This is a genomic window from Williamsia sp. D3 (genome assembly GCF_000506245.1).
Classification (GTDB): Bacteria; Actinomycetota; Actinomycetes; order Mycobacteriales; family Mycobacteriaceae; genus Williamsia; species Williamsia muralis.
This window is the reverse complement of record NZ_AYTE01000047.1, coordinates 55,441-70,557: the sequence shown is the minus strand read 5'-3', so window position 1 is coordinate 70,557 and position 15,117 is coordinate 55,441. Positions and strand designations below refer to the sequence as shown.

Below are 15,117 nucleotides of genomic sequence, written 5' to 3'. Positions count from 1 at the left end.
GGCCGATAAGCTGTGCCGGTGGTCGAAGAGAATGAGCCGTCGGACGTCGTCGAGCGGGTTCGGCAGGAATGGGCCAGGACATATCCCGATCTCGACACCGAACCCGTGGAAGTGATCGGACGGATCAACCGGATCTCGTCGGTCCTCGCCCACCAACTCGACCGCGATCTGGACGCCCATGCCATCACCCGGTCGGAGTTCGACATCCTGGGCGCACTGGCCCGCGCCGACCGCCCGCTGCGTGCCAGCGAGGTGGTGTCGACGACAAAGCTCAGCGGCGCATCCATCACCAAACTCACCGAGCGCCTCGCCGAACTCGGCCTACTGGCGCGCAGGAAATCCGACCGTGACGGCCGGGTGGTGTTGCTGGAGCTGACCGACACCGGCCGAGAATTGGTCCACGCCCAGTTCCCGAGGCGACTGGCCCGAGACACCGCGGTGCTCGCCGGACTCAACGCGAAAGAGCGCGCCACTCTTGTTCAGCTGCTGCGCAAGGTGTCGCGCGCCATGCCGGACTGAATTCCGCCGCAATTCGCATTCTCAGAGCAGATCGAGCAGCCGATCGAGGAACGGGCGTTGCCCCTTGAGCAATTTCACGCGCGCGGTCTCCACGTCGAACCAGGCAACCCGGTCGACTTCGGGAAACGACTTCATCGTCCCCGACCGCGGCGGCCATTCCATCTCGAACTCATTGCTCACCGCGCCGGTGATGTCGAGGTCGGCCCCGATCGCGAACGCGGTGACGATCTTTCCACCCGACTGTTTGATCACCCCGAGTTCTGCGACCTCACCGCCGGGTACGTCCAGACCGAGCTCTTCGCGGAACTCCCGGCGAGCGGCGTCCAGGGGCTCTTCCTCCTCGGTGTACTCCCCTTTCGGGATGGACCACGCCGCTTCGTCTTTGCGGGCCCAGAACGGACCACCAGGGTGCGCGATCAGCACCTCGATGCGTCCATCACGACTGCGGTACAGCATGATCCCGGCACTGAGCTTCGGCACTCGGATCCCTTCACGGTGTTCGTTCGGACGTCAGAGCACCAGGCTAGCCCGCGACACCCCGGGCGCCATGAACCCCAGAAGCGCCCCGCGCCGATCGGGTCTACCGTGAAATGACCCGTTCAATCCAGTCTTCGATCTCCAATCGGGAGTGCCTCTATGACCAGCAACACCACAGCCGCACAGCAATCCGGACAATTCGCCATCGGCGGATCCTTGAATGTCAACAGACTCGGCTACGGAACGATGCAGTTGACCGGGCCCGGCGTGTGGGGACCGCCCGCGAACCCCGAAGAAGCCGTGAAGGTGTTGCGTCGAGCCGTGGATCTCGGGGTCAACCTCATCGACACCGCCGACTCCTACGGCCCGGCGATCGCGGAACCGCTGATCAGGCAAGCCCTCCACCCCTATGCCGATGACCTCGTCATCGCGACCAAGGCGGGCCTGACGCGCAGCGGCCCGGGTGACTGGCGGCCGGTCGGCAGGCCCGAATACCTACGCCAGCAGGCCGAGATGAGTCTGCGCATCCTCGACATCGAGCGGATCCCTCTGTTCCAGCTGCACCGCATCGATCCGAAAGTCGATCTCGCCGACCAGATCGGCGAACTGAAGCTGCTGCAGGAGGAGGGCAAGATCAATCAGATCGGCCTCTCCGAGATCAACGTCGACCAGTTGATCGAGGCACAGAAGATCGCCGAGATCGCGACCGTTCAGAACCTGTACAACCTGGCCAACCGGAGTGCGGAAGCGCTGCTGGACCACTGCACGGCCGAGAACATCGGCTTCATCCCCTGGTTCCCGCTCGCCACCGGCGAACTCGCCGGCCCCGGCAGCAAGCTCGCCGCCATCGCCGAACAGAAGCAAGCCACCCCCTCGCAGCTCGCGCTCGCCTGGTTGCTCGCGAAATCGCCTGTGATACTGCCCATCCCGGGGACGTCCAGCGTCGACCACCTGGAAGACAACATGGCCGCGGCCGGTATCGAGTTGTCCGAGGACGACATCAATGCACTCACCGCCGCTGTCGAGGAGTAAGCGGACCGCGTAACGACGCCGGACAGCACACCAGCCGATTTTGACCGGCCGCTCGCCGTCAGCCGACCAGCGCGTCGGCGACGGTGAGCGCGGCGTCGAGGATCTCCAGGCCTTCGACGACCTCGGTCGGGCTCACCGTGCACGGGGGAACCATGTGCAGGCGGTTGAAGTTGGCGAACGGCAACAGTCCACCCTTCTTGCACGCACTTATGACGTCGTTCATGGCTGCGCTGGTGGAACCGTACGGCGCCAACGGTTCTCGGGTGCCCTGGTCTTTGACCAGCTCCACCGCCCAGAAAACGCCGATCCCACGCACCTCGCCGACGCTGCGGTGTCGTGCCGCCAGCTCGGCCAGCCCGGGCCCGAGGACGTCGCGTCCGATGGCCGCTGCATTCTCGACGATGCCCTCCTCGGTCATCGCGTTGATGGTCGCGACCGCTGCGGCTGTCGCCAACGGATGGCCGGAATAGGTCAACCCGCCCGGGTACACCCGGTCGGCGAACGTCTCGGCGATCGCACCGCTGATCGCGACACCGCCGAGCGGCACGTACCCCGAGTTCACACCTTTGGCGAACGTGATGAGGTCGGGCACCACTCCGGAGTGGTTGATGGAGAACCACTCCCCCGTCCGGCCGAACCCCGCCATCACCTCGTCGGCGATCATCACGATGCCGAACCGGTCGCAGAGTTCACGCACACCGGCCAAGTACCCAGGCGGTGGGACCATGATCCCCGCGGTTCCGGGCACCGGTTCGAGGACGATCGCGGCGATGGTCTGAGGACCCTCCATGGAGATGACGGCCTCGAGGTGTTCGAGCGCGCGCTCACACTCCTGCTGCTCGTCGACCGAGTGGAACTGCGTGCGGTACAGGAACGGGCCGAAGAAGTGGACCACTCCCGCGGCGCCGTAGTCGTTCGGCCAGCGACGTGGGTCGCCGGTCATGTTGATCGCGGTGTCGGTGCCGCCGTGATAGGACCGGAAGCGGGTCAGCACCTTGCGCCGTCCGGTGTGCAGTCGCGCCATCCGCACCGCATGTTCGACGGCATCCGCGCCGCCGTTGGTGAAGAAGATGCGGTCGAGGTCACCGGGGGTGCGTTCGGCGATCAGGCGTGCAGCTTCGGACCGTGCCACGTTGACGTGCTGGGGTGCGATGGTGCAGAGCGTCCGCGCTTGTTCGGCGATGGCCTCGACCACTCTCGGATGCTGGTGTCCCACATTGGTGTTCACCATCTGCGAGGAGAAGTCCAGCAGCCGGTTGCCATCGCCGTCCCAGATGTGTGAACCCGACGCCGCGAGGATCGTCATCGGTGAGATCTGGGCCTGCGCCGACCATGAATGGAAGACGTGGGCGCGGTCGAGTTCGTGGGCACGGCGGCCGGCCTCGCGTGCCTCGTCGAATGCGTCCTGGCCCCCGAACGGTGTGTTCTCGAACGTATCGGTCACAGTTTGCCTTCCACCATCCGCGCCACGGTCTCGGTCAGCACGTCGACCCCCGCGGTGAGATCGCCGTCGTGCGTGAATTCGTTCTCGGCGTGGGATACCCCGTCGACGCTCGGGATGAACAACATCACGGTGGGAACAACGTCCTTCATGTTGGTCGAGTCGTGGCCTGCACGGGTGCGCACCTGCATGTGGCTGTGCCCCAGGGCATCGATCACCTCTTCGGCCAAACTGACACCTTCGGGCTGATAGGTATGGCCTTTCCAGGTGTGTGCAAATCGTCGCTCGATCTTGACGTCGGCGGCCACCTCGATCTCGGCGAACGCCCGGGTCAACTTGGCGTCGGCCTCCTCGAGCAACTCATCGGACGGCGACCGCAGGTCGAGATGCATGTCCACCTCGCGGGCGACCACCACCGGCGAGTTGGGGTACACGGTCAGCTGACCACAGGACGTGTGCAGGTCATCACCATATTCATCGGCGAGTTCGCGCAGTGCCACAACCACTTTCGCTGCTCCGTACAGGGCATCCTGACGGTCGGCGATGGCGGTGGCCCCGGTATGGGATTGAGCGCCCAGCACCGAGATCTCGTATTTGTTGGCTCCCCAGGTGGAGGGCACCACACCCATCAGCACACCGGCCTTGTCCAGCTCGCGGCCCTGCTCGATGTGGATCTCGGCGTACGACGCGACAGCGCGGCCGCCGGCGGTGTGGTGGTCACCGACGGTGAAGACGTCGCTGTCGCCGAGCATGTCCCACGCGCCCAACGCCTGCGCCACGGTGGTCCCGTCGGCGTCGGTGGTGTCGAGGGCCGTCTGAAGGGCGATCTTCCCGGTGAAGACGCCACTGCCCTGCATCGACGGCTTGAAACGGGAGCCCTCCTCGTTGAACCAGTTGATCACCGCCAGGTTGTACAAGGCTCGCTCCGGATGGTCGGTGTAGTGACGGCGCAGCCTGTCCATCGCGTGGGCGGCGGCCAGCACACCGTACGCACCGTCGAAGCGTCCGCCGCGTGGCTGACTGTCCAGATGCGAACCCGCGAGCACGTAGGCGCCCCCGGTACGAGTTCGTAGAGGCCGAACATGTTGCCGACTCGGTCATAGAGAACGGTGAACCCACGATCGGTGAGCCACCGGCCCAGCCAGCGCCGGTTGTCGGCGTCGGCGGCTGTCGCGGCCTGTCGTTCGACGCCGCCCGCCGTGGTGGCACCGAAGGTCGACATGGTGGCGAAGTCGTCGAGGAAGGCGGTGTCGGACGCCGGCGTCGGTTCGACCCGAACGGACCCGGAGGCGTGCGATTCGGAAGATGTCATGACGGTCCTTTCTGGTGCGCGCCGGTCATGACCGCGCAGCGACTGTGGGCGCGAGGGCGGGAATGATCGTCTCGCCATACGAGTCGAGTGTGGAGTCCTTACCGTCGTGCTGAAGGTAGACGGCGAACTGGTCGACACCAAGGGCGTGCAGTTCCTCCAGTCGCTCGACGTGACGCTCCGGTGGACCGAGGATGCAGAACCGATCGATGATCTCGTCGGGCACAAATGCGGTGTGGCTGTTGCCCACTCGGCCGTGTTCGTTGTAGTCGTAACCCTGCCGGTTCTTGATGTAGTCGGTGAGGGCCGACGGTACCTGCGCACCGTCACCACCGTATTTGTCGACGAGGTCTGCGACGTGGTTTCCCACCATTCCGCCGAACCAGCGGCATTGATCGCGTTGGTGGTCCAGATCGTCTCCGACGTAGGCCGGGGCGGCAACCACGATCGATACCGCCGCGGGATCACGCCCCGCCGCCTCGGCTGCTTGCTTCACCCGTTCCACCGTCCATCGGACGATGGCGGGATCGGCGAGTTGCAGGATGAACCCGTCGGCGACCTGACCGATCATCTCGAGCGCCTTCGGTCCGTACCCGGCGCCGTACACGTCGAGACGCGATTTGCCCGCCCAAGGGAAGCGCACAGACGTGCCGTTGATCGTGGCACTACGCCCGTTGCCGAGTTCCTTGATGACATCGATGCTTTCGCGCAAAGTCGCCAGTGTGGATGGCTTGCCTGAGAGCACGCGCACGGCCGAGTCGCCCCGGCCGATACCGCACACTGTGCGATTTCCGAACATCGAGTTGAGCGTGGCGAACGTCGAGGCGGTCACCGTTGCGTCCCGCGTGAGCGGATTGGTGACCATCGGACCGACGATCACATTGCGGGTGGCCGCGAGGATCTGGCTGTAGATCACGTTCGGCTCCTGCCACAACACGTGGGAGTCGAAGGTCCACACGTGGCTGAAACCACGGTTCTCGGCCGAGACGGCCAGTTCGACCACCCGCGATGCCGGCGGATTGCATTGCATGACAACACCGAAATCCATGCGGTGTCTCCAATCGTTGAGTGCGGTGGTTGACCATTACCCGGACCGCTGTCGGAAGAATTGCCGGCGAGCCGCTTTCTCAGAGCAGGTTCTGTGACAGCTCGCGGCGCACGAACCGCCCGTCTGACCTGGCACCGAGGTAGTTACCGTGATCGACGATGACCTTGCCCCGGGAGAGCACCGTCTGCACGGCGCCGTCGATCTCGAAACCCTCCCAGGCCGAGTAGTCCATGTTCATGTGGTGCGTTTTGCCCAGACCGATGCTCGTGTGGCCCGCCGGGTCATAGATCACCACGTCCGCGTCGGCGCCCGGGGAGATCACTCCCTTGCGGGGGTACATCCCGAACATCCGGGCCGGCGTGGTGGCACACACCTCCACCCACCGCTCCAGGCTGATGCGTCCGTCGACCACACCCTGGTACATGAGGTCGAGCCGGTGTTCGACACCGCCGATTCCGTTGGGGATCTTGGAGAAGTCGGAGATTCCGAGCTCCTTCTGGTCCACCATGCAGAACGGGCAGTGGTCGGTCGCGACACCGGACACATCGCCGGTCCGGATGAACTTCCACAGCTCGTCCTGATGACCCTCGGCACGTGAGCGCAACGGCGTCGAACACACCCACTTCGCACCCTCGAAGCCCGCGGCGCCGAGTTGTTCCTCCAGCGAGAGGTACAGGTATTGCGGGCATGTCTCGGCGAACACGTTGGCGCCCTTGCCACGTGCGGTCGCGATCTGCTCGAGTGCTTGCCGGGCGGACACGTGCACCACGTAGAGCGGCGCTCCGGTGACATCGGCGAGCATGATGGCCCGGTGCGTGGCCTCTTCCTCGAGCTGCCACGGGCGTGAGACACCGTGGAAGTACGGGGAGGTCTCTCCACGCTTGAGGTGCTGGGCCACCAATTCGTCGATGGCGATGCCGTTCTCGGCGTGCATCATCATCAGTGCGCCGGTGTCGGCGGACTTCTGCATCGCCCGCAAGATCTGGCCGTCATCGGAGTAGTAGACGCCCGGGTACGCCATGAACAATTTGAAGCTGGTAACCCCTTCTGCCACCAGTTCGCTCATCGCCGAGAGGGATTCGTCGTTGACATCGCCGATGATCTGATGGAACCCGTAATCGATCGCGCAGTTGCCCGCCGCTTTGTCATGCCACGCGCCGAGGGTGTCCTGCAATCGCTCCCCGGGTGTCTGGATGGCGAAGTCGACGATGGTGGTGGTGCCACCGAAAGCCGCTGCACGGGTACCCGTTTCGAAGGTGTCCGACGCGGTGGTGCCACCGAATGGCATCTGCATATGGGTGTGCGCGTCCACACCGCCGGGGATGACGTACTTGCCGGTTGCGTCGATGACGGTGTCAGCGGTGGCGGAGAGATCGGCGCCCAGCGCAGTGGCGCCCGGTTCGACGAGCGCGACGATCGACTCGCCGTCGATCAACACGTCGATGAGTTGTCTGCCGGTCGAGGACACCACCGTGCCGCCGCGGATGAGTGTGATCGCCATCAGATCTCCTGCTTCTCCGCGCTGTGCGGACGTTCGGGATCGGTGGGCCCGGTTGTGGCAGGCACTCGTTCGTCCACCACCACGGTGCCGCGCCACTGACCGACCAGACGCATCACATGGTAGATCACCACCGCTGAAATAGCGCCCAAAGCGATACCACCGAAACTCAGATCGCCGATCTTCCACGAGAAGTCGGCGATGCCGATGACTAGCGCGATTGCTGCGGTGAACTGATTGATGGGCTTGGAGAAGTCCACCTTGTTGGTGACCCAGATGTGGACGCCGAGGATACCGACGAGGCCGTACAGCGCGGTGGTCACACCGCCGAGAACACCCGGCGGAATGGACGCGATGACCGCACCCACCTTCGGCGAGAGGCCGAGCAGGATGGCCGCGGCTCCTGCCACCCAGTAGGCCGCGGTGGAATACACCTTGGTTGCGGCCATGACGCCGATGTTCTCGGCGTACGTCGTGGTGGCAGAACCACCACCGCTACCGGCCAGCACGGTCGCGAGGCCATCGGCCGCCAGCGCCCGCCCGATCCGGTGGTCGTTGTTGATGCCGGTCATGGTGTTGATGGATTTGACGTGCCCGATGTTCTCGACGACCAGAACGAGCACCACCGGGATGAACATCGGCAGTACCGAAAGGTGGAAGGTGGGTGCGGTGAAGTCGGGCAGACCGAACCAATCCGCCTGACCGATGGGATCGGTGTCGACCTTGTCGCGCGCCAGGGCGATGAAGTAACCGATCACCACGCTGGTGAAGATCGCCAGTCGACCGAGCAATCCCCGAAAGAGCACCAACGACAACAGCAGCAGCACAAGCACGATGAAGGCGGTGATGGCGTCTTCTTCGAAGTTGGTCTTGGCTGTGGGAGCCAGGTTGAAACCGACCAGTGCCACGATCGCGCCAGTCACCACCGGGGGCATCAACGCTTCGATCCAGCCGATGCCGACGAAGTGGACCACCACACCGATGATCATCAGCAACGCACCGACCACAACGATTCCGCCGAGTGCACCGGACGGGCCGTGTGAGGCGCCGGCCGCGATCGTGGGGGCGATGATCGCGAAGCTCGAACCCAGGTAGCTGGGTAGCCGGTTACGCGTGATGATGAGGAAGAGGATGGTCCCGATACCGGAGAACAGCAGCGTGGTGGCCGGCGGGAAACCGGTGAGGACCGGGACCAGGAATGTCGCGCCGAACATCGCGACCACGTGCTGTAGTCCGATGCCGACGGTGCGCGGCCAGCTGAGGCGTTCGTGGGGCGCCACGACGGCGTCACCGGTTTTGAGTTGCCAGTCGAATATGGACATGCGGGCTTCCTTTCGGCGCAGAGAAGTCCTGCGCCCGTGCGGATCTGATGATTCGACGGCACTGTCGAGGTGGGGCGGGATGGAACGTCAGGAAGGCTGTTCGAGCGCCAGGTGGTTGAGCCGAAAGGCGTTGCCGTCGGGGTCGAGCAGTACCGATTGCCACGCCCCGTAGTACGTCCGGCCGGGTTGTTTCACGCAGGTTGCCCCGGCCGCCGTCGCGGCCGCGGTGACGGCGTCGACCTCGGCATCGGTGGGCAGTTCGAACGTCAGAAAGCTGCTCACCCCGTCCTGATCATGTCTCGGGGCAACGAGATTGAGCATCGAATAGGCAGTCGGGGCACTGAAACCCAGGATGGTGTCTCCGATGCGCAGTCCCCGGAAGTGCTCCGAGCGCAGCTCGAGTACCTCGTCGAGTCCGAGCAGCTTGCGGTAGAAGGTGCTGAGCTTCTCGATGTCCGCGCTGAACACACTGGCGAACGACAGGCTGGTTGTCGTCATTGTCGGGGCCTTTCGATCAGAGGTCGATCACCAGTCGATCCGAGAGGGATCGGCTGACGCAGAGGATGATTCGCTTGCCTGCGGCCTTTGCCCGCTCGGACAGAACGGTGTCGCGGTGGTCAGGGGCGCCTTCGAGCACCGTGGCCACGCAAGCACCGCACTCGCCTTGGAGACAGTTGAACTCGGCGGTGGGCACCACGTCGCGGACCGCGGCCAACGCGGAACGGTCGGCCGGTACCGTCACCACCCGCCCGGTGCGCCGCAGCTCGATCTCGAAGCTCGAGCCCGACATCAGCGAGGCGTGAGGGCGATCGTCTTGGCAAACTTTTCGGTGAGGTGGTCACCGGAGCTGATCGGCCGGTACTTCGGCTCCTCCCCCGGCGCGAGGCAGGTGGGCAGGCATTCGATCATCGCGTCGTAGTTCGGCTGGTGGAAGAACACCAGGGACATCCGGCGGGTGTCGCCGGTCGCGTCGGGCCGCGGCGTGCGCACGCGGTGCCGGGTGGACGTCCACTGGTCGTTGGTCCACTGCGCCATCAGGTCTCCGATGTTGACCACCAGTGCGCCCGGGACAACCGGCACCGGGATCCAGTCCCCGTCCATGGTGAACACCTCGAGTCCACCGGGCGCCTCTTCTTGCCTGACGATGGTCAGACTGCCGTAGTCGGTGTGGGCGCCTGCGCGCATCTGACCCGGCTGGGGCGGTGTGGTCATGTGCGGGTAGTTGATGGCCCGGAGCATGCTGATGTCCTTGTCGATGGTGTCGACGAAGTAGTCGGGGTCGAGTCCGAGTCCGCGGGCGAAGGCACTCATCAGGTTGCGGGAGAGGTCGTTCATCGCGCGAAAGTACGTGCTCCAGGCTTGTTCCATCTCCGCCGGACGCTGCGGCCACTGGTTGGGCAGGAAGTGCGGACCTGCGTTCTCCACCGAGAAGTAGGGGTTGTCGCGATCGAAGTCGACTGGGCCCACGTCGAACTTCTCGTGCAGGTCACGCGGCTGGTGGACATCCTCGCTGTAGGAGAACGCCTGCTCCCCGATGGACGAGTAACCGCGCACGGTGTCCGGGCTCGGCTGCGCGACATGCCGCTTCTCGGCTTCGGGCAGCGAGAAGAACTCGTCGGACGTGCGGTACATGTCGGCGATCACCTGGGCGTCGATTCCGTGATTGGTGATCTGGAAGAACCCGATCTCCCGGCATGCATGGTCGAGTTCGGCCGCCACCGCGGCCTTGGCGTTGTCGTCGTCTCCGTGCAGTGCGGAAATGTCGATCACCGGTACTACAGACATCTGCAGGCTCCTCACTTGTCGTCTGCTTCAAGTCTGTTTGCGATGCATGCAGCCAACAAGAGCACCGATCACCGATAGTTCGCGCCGCCACCTGTCACATCACCACATCGGAAACACATGCGTAACAGTGGATTACGTGGACGTTTCCTGCCGCACTCGAGACGTAACACCGCGATCGGTGTCAATCGGCGGTGCGCCGGCCGAATGTGGTCTGCCGTACGTACTTCTCGGCAAGGTGGTCGCCGGCACGCAGTGGGTCCGGTACGGCCGTCGGATCGGATGCCGCAAAGGGAGGTAAGGCCGCAACCGACACATCAAAATTGGGGTGTTGGTAGAAGGCGAAACTCAGGCGCGAGCTGTCGAACGCCACCGACCGCGGCGGATTGGCCGTGCGGTGCAAGGTGGCCGGCCAATGATCACCGGTCCATTCCGCGAGCAGGTCACCGGTGAGCACCACCAGCGTGGCCGGAGTAGTGGTGACCTCCAGCCATTCGCCGTCGGGGTCGAGCACCTGAAGGCCTCCCGGCGACGACTCCGCGGAGACCACCGTGAACGCGCCGTAGTCCGTGTGGATGCCGGCGCGTGCCTGGTGGGCCAGCGGCGGTTCGGGTTGGGGTGGAAAGTACAGCCCGCGGAGCATGCTCATCTCGGTGTCGAACATCGGCGCGAAATGATCCGGCGGCAGACCAAACCCCTCTGCCGCCAGCGACAGCAGTTCGGCGCCGACCCGCTGCATGTGGCGGTAGTAGTCCTCCCACACCGCTCGGAACCGCTCGGGAAATCGCGGCCACAGATTCGGATAGGCCATCGGGCTGGCGCCGGGCTGCCCCACCGTCGGGCCCGACACCGGGCCGATGTCCATCTTCTCCTTGAGGTCGCCGTGCGATTCCTCGTCGAGCGAGTAGGCCATCCCCTCGGATCCGAGTCCCGTCCAGCCGCGAACCTGCTCAGGCGCCGGCTGCCTCACGGCTGCCTTCTCATCGTCGGACAAGAGGAAGAACTGCCTGCTCACGCTGTACAGCTCGGTGAGCAACGAGGTCGGGATGCGGTGACCGGTGAGCAAGGCGTAGCCGGTGCGGGAGCAAGCGGTGTCGAGCAGCTCGATCTGGCGCGCCCTCGACTCGGGGTCGCGGGAGGCTTCGAGCAGGTCGACCGGCGGGATGGCGAGCACGCGACTACTCTGCCTGACGAACCTGCAGTGTGGTTCCCAGAGGAGGATCGACGTGCCGAACGGGAGAGCCACACCGGCCGGGCTCGCCGGGGTCACCGGCGTCCAGATGGCCACCTCGCCCGCCGGAATCAACACCTCGATCACATCGGTGATCGACCTGGCCGATACACGGGACCACCTCACGCTCGACCAGGCCGTTGTGACGGTGGAATGGAAGCCCACCCGGCCCAGCGGCCCGCTTCCAGATCTGTTGCCGATCCTGGACCCGGTGCTGGTGAAGAAACCTGTGGCAGTACTCGTCAGCCCCATCCGCCCGGTCAATCCGCCGCGGCAGCTGGTGGCTCGCGCCGAGCGGGCGGGTGTGTGCCTGCTGTGGAACAGCGCACTGGTGCCGCATGCCGATCTCGTCGTGTCGTTCGAACGGCAGCTGCAGCAATCGGGCGAGGTTCGTTCCGAGACCGGGCCACGCGCTGCGTCCGTTCCCGACGACATCCTTGCCGCGGCCGACGACCTCGACGAACTGCTCGACCGTCTCGGCCGGTTCCTCGGCGCCGACCTACACCTCTCCGATGTCGCGGGCACGGCCGATCCAGACGTCACCTCGGTGCGATTGTCTGCGGCGTCGGTGGGCGGACCCGTACTGGAAGTCCGCCGCGACCACGCCCTCACGCCGGACGAACTCCTGATCCTGTCGACGCTCGCGCCCGTCTTTCGCCTGCACGCCAGGCTCGCCGACACAGCCACCGACGAAGCCGCCGCGGAAATCGCCCGCAACCTCAAACACATCCTGGGCGACGACCTCGTGCAGCGCGAGATGAGCTTGCGCAAGAGCCGGCGGTTGTCGCTGTTCCCGCGCCATCGCGTCGTCTGTCTGGGCATCGAACCGTTCGGCATCTCGGTGGACTTGAACGGGCTGCAGCAGCTCAGAACGGCGATGACCCCCGTGGCCCTGCGCTTCGATCCCGACTCGATCACCATCGTCAACTCTGGCACCGTGGTCGTGATGATCCGTGCGACAATCGATTTCGATGCCCTGGCCCGTGCGTTGTACCGGTCGGTGCAGGTTCCACTGGCGGTCGGCGCCAGCGACGAGGTCGACGATCCACGCAGCTATCCGAGTTCGTTCCGGCAGGCCGGCCGTGCCGTGGCGGTCGGCAGACGCGTCGGCGCGATCAACCGGGTGACCAGATACCGCGACCTGGGTGTGCTCGGCCTGCTGTACCAACTGCCCGAACACGCACGCCGCAGTTTTGTCGCCGAGACACTGGGCTCGGTTGCCGGTCCGACACCGGACGGTCTCGATCAACGGCGAATCCTGCGGGTGCTGCGGTCCACCGACTGCAACATCACCGAATCCGCACGGGAGCTGTACATCCACCCCAACACGCTCCGAAGCCGGATTGCCCGGATGGAGCAGATCACCGGCCCTTTCATGAATGAACCGGAGCGGCGGCTGACGATTTTCACGGCGCTGTCGATGTTCTCGCTGGACAACAACGTCGAAGGCGAATAGCCCGCCCTTTCCGACCATGGGCCGCTCGGCGCTATTAAACATGGGATGTTAGGTTCTTTTTATGCGAACGGAGATGGCTCAGGTATCCGCCGAGGCGGCGTCCATCACTCGGCCGAGACGTACAAGCGAACTCGTCGTGGAGCGCATACAGGAGTTGATCCGGTCGGGTGAGTGGGCTGTCGGCGCGAGGATCCCGGCCGAGCCAGACTTGGTGGCCCAGCTCGGCGTCGGGCGCAACACGGTACGGGAAGCCGTTCGCGCCTTGGAACATTCAGGCTTCCTGGAGCCCCGGCGCGGCGATGGTACATACGTGCGCAGCCGCAATCTCATGGCCGCTGCCATCGGCCGGTGCGTGGAGAACTCCGAGATCCTCGAGCTGCTCCAGGTGCGACGCGCCCTCGAGCGCGAAGCCGCCCGCTCGGCAGCGTCCACCAGGAACGACAATGACGTACGGGAACTCGAACGACTCCTGACCGAGATGCGCGAGGCATTCGACGCCGAAGACCTCGATCGATACATCAACGCGGACATCGCTTTTCACACCGCCATCATCACGGTCTCGGGCAACGGGCTCCTCGGTGAGCTCTATGCCGGAGTCGCAGAGGTGATGGCACGCACCCATGCGACCGTCATCGCGGCCGACGCCCAATCACACCCACATCCGACCGGACATGCCGAAGTGGTCGCAGCCATCCGGGATCGCGACCCGGCGGCGGCAGAGGCGGCTGTCGCCTGCTACCTCGACCGCTCGATCGAGGTCCTCTCATGACTGGTCCTCTCACGAATACGGGCAGTACCGCTGTCGCGGTGGGTCCGCCGTCGACGTCCCCGCGACGGCCCGGCCGCACCGCGGCGATCTTCGCCGGCCTCGCGATCATGGTGGTGGCAGCGAACTTACGCCCTGCCGTGGTGGCCGTCGCTCCCCTGGTCGACGACATCAAGGCCTCTGAGGGCTTCAGCAGTGCCACGGCCGGGCTGCTGACCACCCTTCCGGTGTTGTTTTTCGGACTGGTGTCGCCGATCGCGCCGCGGCTCGTCCGCCGGTTCGGTATCGAACGCACGGTGTTCGGCGCAATGCTCCTGTTGCTCAGTGCAATACTGCTCCGTCTCGTTCCCTCGGTCCCGGCGCTCTTTGCCGGATCGGCGTTGGCCGGCGTGGCGATCGGCATCTGCAACGTGGTGCTACCGGCATTGATCAAACGGGACTTCGCGCACCGATCGGGTTTGATGACCGGTCTCTACTCGATGACACTGTCCGGCGGCGCGGCCCTGGCAGCGGGCCTGACGGTTCCCATCTACACGGCGGTCGATGACCAGTGGCGCATCGCCTTGGCGTCGTGGTCGCTGCTGACCGTCGTCGGGCTCGTCCTGTGGATTCCGCAACTCTCTCGCAAGCACCGGATGGGCGCCCGACCCGCACTTCCTTCGTTGTGGCGCAACAAGATCGCCTGGGCCATCACCATCTACATGGGTGCACAATCGCTGATCTTCTACACGTTCACCGCGTGGCTTCCCGAGTACCTGATCGATGGGGGCATGGCCAAGTCCGCAGCCGGCGGTTTGTTGGCGCTGGCTCAGACCGTCGCGCTGCTCATGTCGCTGCTGGTTCCCATCATCGCCGGGCATTTCCGCGGTCAGCGGGTGATCACCCTGATGGCGTGCGTGGTGAGTGCAGTCGGATTCGCCGGACTCATCGGTACCGACCACTGGACCGCGTTCTGGGTGATCTGTGTGGCCGCCGGGCCGGGGGCGTCGATCAGTTTGGCGCTGTTGTTCATGGTGTTGCGCAGCTCGAGTCCCGCCCAGACCGGGCAGATATCGGGGATGGCACAGGCCGTGGGCTACTGCCTCGCCGCAGCCGGCCCGTTGGCCATCGGCGCCTTGCATGACGTCAGCGGTTCGTGGCCGCTGGCCATGGGCGTGCTGAGTCTTGCCTGGTGCCTCAGGCGCTGTCAGCTCTCCTCGCCGCAAAAGACGTCAAGATGCCAGCCTGAGGGAACGG

Annotated in this window: 13 protein-coding genes and 2 pseudogenes; 5 read left to right on the top strand and 10 right to left on the bottom strand. The window is 65.0% G+C overall.

What is annotated here, in order from left to right:
- Nucleotides 1-18 precede the first annotated feature (18 nt).
- A complete protein-coding gene (locus W823_RS53615; protein WP_235189676.1) occupies nt 19-519 on the top strand; it encodes a MarR family winged helix-turn-helix transcriptional regulator in 501 nt (166 codons plus the stop codon).
- A gap of 21 nt (nt 520-540) precedes the next feature.
- Here W823_RS53615 and W823_RS53610 read toward each other — a convergent pair whose 3' ends face one another.
- Entirely contained in the window at nt 541-999 is a 459-nt protein-coding gene (locus W823_RS53610) for an NUDIX domain-containing protein (protein WP_023962584.1), read from the bottom strand.
- A gap of 156 nt (nt 1,000-1,155) precedes the next feature.
- Between W823_RS53610 and W823_RS53605 the strand changes: the two genes are divergently transcribed.
- Entirely contained in the window at nt 1,156-2,028 is an 873-nt protein-coding gene (locus W823_RS53605; protein ID WP_023962582.1) for an aldo/keto reductase, read from the top strand.
- Nucleotides 2,029-2,086: 58 nt separating this feature from the next.
- Here W823_RS53605 and W823_RS53600 read toward each other — a convergent pair whose 3' ends face one another.
- From W823_RS53600 to W823_RS53560, 9 genes and pseudogenes are all read right to left on the bottom strand, one after another.
- Entirely contained in the window at nt 2,087-3,472 is a 1,386-nt protein-coding gene (locus W823_RS53600; RefSeq protein ID WP_023962579.1) for an aspartate aminotransferase family protein, read from the bottom strand.
- A pseudogene (locus W823_RS53595) lies at nt 3,469-4,781 on the bottom strand (M20 family metallo-hydrolase). Before W823_RS53595 ends, W823_RS53600 begins: the two are co-directional and overlap by 4 nt.
- Before the next feature lie 25 nt (nt 4,782-4,806).
- The gene (locus W823_RS53590) at nt 4,807-5,826 is read right to left on the bottom strand and encodes a TIGR03842 family LLM class F420-dependent oxidoreductase (protein WP_023962578.1); all 1,020 of its coding nucleotides are present in this window, start codon (nt 5,824-5,826) and stop codon (nt 4,807-4,809) included.
- Between the two features lie 79 nt (nt 5,827-5,905).
- A complete protein-coding gene (gene hydA, locus W823_RS53585) occupies nt 5,906-7,327 on the bottom strand; it encodes a dihydropyrimidinase (RefSeq protein WP_023962576.1) in 1,422 nt (473 codons plus the stop codon).
- Nucleotides 7,327-8,646 carry a uracil-xanthine permease family protein gene (locus W823_RS53580; protein ID WP_023962574.1) on the bottom strand — a complete coding sequence of 440 codons (1,320 nt, stop codon included), beginning with the start codon at nt 8,644-8,646 and terminating at the stop codon, nt 7,327-7,329. The genes hydA and W823_RS53580 overlap by 1 nt, the downstream gene beginning before the upstream one ends.
- An 87-nt stretch (nt 8,647-8,733) precedes the next feature.
- Nucleotides 8,734-9,144, bottom strand: coding sequence for a VOC family protein (locus W823_RS53575; protein WP_023962572.1), 411 nt, complete (start codon nt 9,142-9,144; stop codon nt 8,734-8,736).
- Nucleotides 9,145-9,160: 16 nt separating this feature from the next.
- Entirely contained in the window at nt 9,161-9,436 is a 276-nt protein-coding gene (locus tag W823_RS53570; protein ID WP_023962569.1) for a 2Fe-2S iron-sulfur cluster binding domain-containing protein, read from the bottom strand.
- Complete coding sequence (locus W823_RS53565) at nt 9,436-10,431, bottom strand: isopenicillin N synthase family oxygenase (RefSeq protein ID WP_038254560.1); 996 nt, start codon at nt 10,429-10,431, stop codon at nt 9,436-9,438. Before W823_RS53565 ends, W823_RS53570 begins: the two co-directional genes overlap by 1 nt.
- A 181-nt stretch (nt 10,432-10,612) precedes the next feature.
- Nucleotides 10,613-11,602, bottom strand: coding sequence for an isopenicillin N synthase family oxygenase (locus W823_RS53560; RefSeq protein WP_031333445.1), 990 nt, complete (start codon nt 11,600-11,602; stop codon nt 10,613-10,615).
- 52 nt (nt 11,603-11,654) lie between these two features.
- Between W823_RS53560 and W823_RS53555 the strand changes: the two genes are divergently transcribed.
- From W823_RS53555 to W823_RS57545, 3 genes and pseudogenes are all read left to right on the top strand, one after another.
- Nucleotides 11,655-13,115, top strand: a complete 1,461-nt coding sequence (locus tag W823_RS53555; protein WP_235189675.1) for a CdaR family transcriptional regulator — start codon at nt 11,655-11,657, stop codon at nt 13,113-13,115.
- A gap of 73 nt (nt 13,116-13,188) precedes the next feature.
- Complete coding sequence (locus W823_RS53550) at nt 13,189-13,884, top strand: FadR/GntR family transcriptional regulator (RefSeq protein WP_023962561.1); 696 nt, start codon at nt 13,189-13,191, stop codon at nt 13,882-13,884.
- Nucleotides 13,881-15,109, top strand: a pseudogene (locus W823_RS57545) (CynX/NimT family MFS transporter). Before W823_RS53550 ends, W823_RS57545 begins: the two are co-directional and overlap by 4 nt.
- Nucleotides 15,110-15,117: the final 8 nt, after the last annotated feature.

Coding starts and splice junctions, on each gene's coding strand:
- W823_RS53605 (WP_023962582.1), top strand. CDS start 1,156: ATGACCAGCAACACCACAGCCGCACAGCAATCCGGACAATTCGCCATC.
- W823_RS53565 (WP_038254560.1), bottom strand. CDS start 10,431: ATGTCTGTAGTACCGGTGATCGACATTTCCGCACTGCACGGAGACGAC.
- W823_RS53590 (WP_023962578.1), bottom strand. CDS start 5,826: ATGGATTTCGGTGTTGTCATGCAATGCAATCCGCCGGCATCGCGGGTG.
- hydA (WP_023962576.1), bottom strand. CDS start 7,327: ATGGCGATCACACTCATCCGCGGCGGCACGGTGGTGTCCTCGACCGGC.
- W823_RS53570 (WP_023962569.1), bottom strand. CDS start 9,436: ATGTCGGGCTCGAGCTTCGAGATCGAGCTGCGGCGCACCGGGCGGGTG.
- W823_RS53550 (WP_023962561.1), top strand. CDS start 13,189: ATGGCTCAGGTATCCGCCGAGGCGGCGTCCATCACTCGGCCGAGACGT.
- W823_RS53575 (WP_023962572.1), bottom strand. CDS start 9,144: ATGACGACAACCAGCCTGTCGTTCGCCAGTGTGTTCAGCGCGGACATC.
- W823_RS53580 (WP_023962574.1), bottom strand. CDS start 8,646: ATGTCCATATTCGACTGGCAACTCAAAACCGGTGACGCCGTCGTGGCG.